The organism is Oryzibacillus soli, from assembly GCF_051594765.1.
Lineage (GTDB): Bacteria > Bacillota > Bacilli > Paenibacillales > NBRC-103111 > Paenibacillus_AR.
In genome coordinates this window covers 1-1,925 of sequence record NZ_JBPPGJ010000061.1, presented here as the reverse complement: position 1 = coordinate 1,925, position 1,925 = coordinate 1, and the positions used below count along the sequence as shown (strand labels likewise).

The window sequence follows — 1,925 nt, the reverse complement described above, 5'->3', positions numbered from 1 at the left end:
CAGTTCGGAATCAGGGAACAGTTGTAATGGCCCCTTGCCAAACAGATCAGCGAGCTTAAGCATGATCTCGACACTGGTAACATTCCGGCCTTTTTCAAGGTTTCGAATGCTAGTCTCAGAAAGGCCGACAAGACTTCCCAGCTCCTCACAAGTAAGATCCAGGGTCTGCCGACATTCTGTTAGGACAACGCGCGGCGCCGATAATTTTCTACGAACAGACAATACTGACACCTCCTTCCTGTGTTTCCGGGGGCCGTGTCCTTATATTACCACTTAACCTCAGATTACGCAACCGTAACTTACGGTAAATTTCATGACCTGAAGGATGTGATCGGAAGTGACTGAAAATGAACGATATATGAATCCAGTTTTCGGTGAAAGGATGCGGAAACTGCGTGAGAGTCGGGGGTGGCTGATGGACAAAGCCGCGGCAGAGTACGGAGTAAGCCGGGCGATGGTGTCAAAATACGAAGATGGGGCGGTTCCTAAAGTGGAACTCCTAACGAGGATTTCTGATCTGTATAACGTGACAACGGATTATCTTCTGGGCCGCTCAAACGAAGCGTTCCTTCCTGAATCGAAGCAAGAGGAAACTCTCTCAACAGAAGAAGCACTTGCTTTGAAAAAATTCCTTATGGACACAGAGGCCATGCTCCGCGAGGCCGGTAGTGTGGACGAGACAAAGTTGTCGCATGTTAAGCAGTTCATGGAGTTCGTTTTCAGAAAAGCAAACGAAGAGGAAAAGAAGAAAAAATAATTTATGTGTCAGACAGTCTTCGACAACATGTTTCAGATTGATAGGGGTATTATTTTCATATAACCCAATAAATGTATGAATAATCATGAATTTCATTTTTCATGAATTTTTCACATAATTGGGCCGTTACATAGCAATTCATCAACTTGTCTAACACTATAGAGGGGTGTAATGGCCGTCGAAAGACGGTTTTAACTGACTAGATTGTTAACGACAAAGTTAACTATCGGCCAGACGACCCGAAGGTCATCCCTTCCTCTGCCGCGTTCTTTTCGCCTGTGGTTTTCTTGGGATAAATTCGTACAACTGCTCGATGGAGGTCTTCATGAATTTGGCTACAGTAAATGCTTTCGGCAGTGTCATATCCCTTTCATTATTAAACCACATCGATATTTCTTGCTTCGAGAACCCTGTACCCTCTGCAATTTCTTGTTGACTTATGCCCAGGGATGCAGCAAGTTCCTTACCGCGGCAGCGTCCAAGGTCATACTGGACCGGTTGCATCGCTGCCTCCACTCAATGATTTATTTACATGTTCTATCCTACCAAATTTTACACCCATTTTAAACCAGAGGAGCGTGACACAGTGAAATGAACAGCGCCAAACAAGAGATCGAACGATTATTCGAGCAGATCGGGGTCAGGTGTCCGAACAAATTGGCAGCCCATTTAGGGTTCATAGTATACTCAGGGCCAGAATTAGACTGTGCACTGAAAGACGACGTCGTTTGTGGCATGTATCTGCTTCCATTCCCGTCTTCCCCAGTGTTCATAATCAATTCATCCATGCAATTAGAAGATCAAGAACTGACCTTATTCAAATTGCTCTTGCGTCATTTCTCACATTGTGAACCATGCGCTCTGGTAAAATCCGAATTAGATTGCGATCGCGAACGTAAATTCCGCTCTCCTACTTTTATCGAATTGAAGACCATGATCGGCCGAGCTTTAGAGGGGGCATTCCAACTCTAATGGAAAACGAAATAAGCGGATCCCGCTATATAGGGATCCGCTTTTGTTATGTCCTGGTTTTACTTTTTCAGTTCTGCCGGCACTTCCGGGCGATGGCAGAAGACAACGCAATCGGCATCTGCCATCTTCTCAGCGCGTTTGGCCAGCAATTTGTCGATCCACTTCAACATCGTGGTCACCTCCCCTGATCTATAGC

General features: G+C 45.5%; 4 protein-coding genes. 1 reads left to right on the top strand and 3 read right to left on the bottom strand.

Features of this window, described 5'->3' with window-relative positions; genetic code table 11:
* On the bottom strand, window positions 1-222 hold a 222-nt coding region (locus ACSEXW_RS28090), incomplete at its 3' end, for a helix-turn-helix transcriptional regulator (protein ID WP_438449490.1).
* Between the two features lie 115 nt (window positions 223-337).
* Between ACSEXW_RS28090 and ACSEXW_RS28085 the strand changes: the two genes are divergently transcribed.
* The gene (locus tag ACSEXW_RS28085) at window positions 338-757 is read left to right on the top strand and encodes a helix-turn-helix domain-containing protein (protein ID WP_438449492.1); all 420 of its coding nucleotides are present in this window, start codon (window positions 338-340) and stop codon (window positions 755-757) included.
* Window positions 758-1,003: 246 nt separating this feature from the next.
* Here the strand turns inward: ACSEXW_RS28085 and ACSEXW_RS28080 are convergent, their stop codons facing one another.
* Together ACSEXW_RS28080 and ACSEXW_RS28075 are read right to left on the bottom strand one after the other, a co-directional pair.
* Entirely contained in the window at window positions 1,004-1,261 is a 258-nt protein-coding gene (locus tag ACSEXW_RS28080) for a helix-turn-helix domain-containing protein (RefSeq protein ID WP_438449491.1), read from the bottom strand.
* 527 nt (window positions 1,262-1,788) lie between these two features.
* On the bottom strand, window positions 1,789-1,899 hold the full coding sequence (locus ACSEXW_RS28075; RefSeq protein ID WP_438449461.1) for a cyclic lactone autoinducer peptide: 111 nt from the start codon (window positions 1,897-1,899) through the stop codon (window positions 1,789-1,791).
* Window positions 1,900-1,925: the final 26 nt, after the last annotated feature.

Excerpts from the sequence above, each read along its gene's own strand:
- ACSEXW_RS28075 (WP_438449461.1), bottom strand. The coding sequence starts at position 1,899 with ATGTTGAAGTGGATCGACAAATTGCTGGCCAAACGCGCTGAGAAGATG.
- ACSEXW_RS28080 (WP_438449491.1), bottom strand. The coding sequence starts at position 1,261 with ATGCAACCGGTCCAGTATGACCTTGGACGCTGCCGCGGTAAGGAACTT.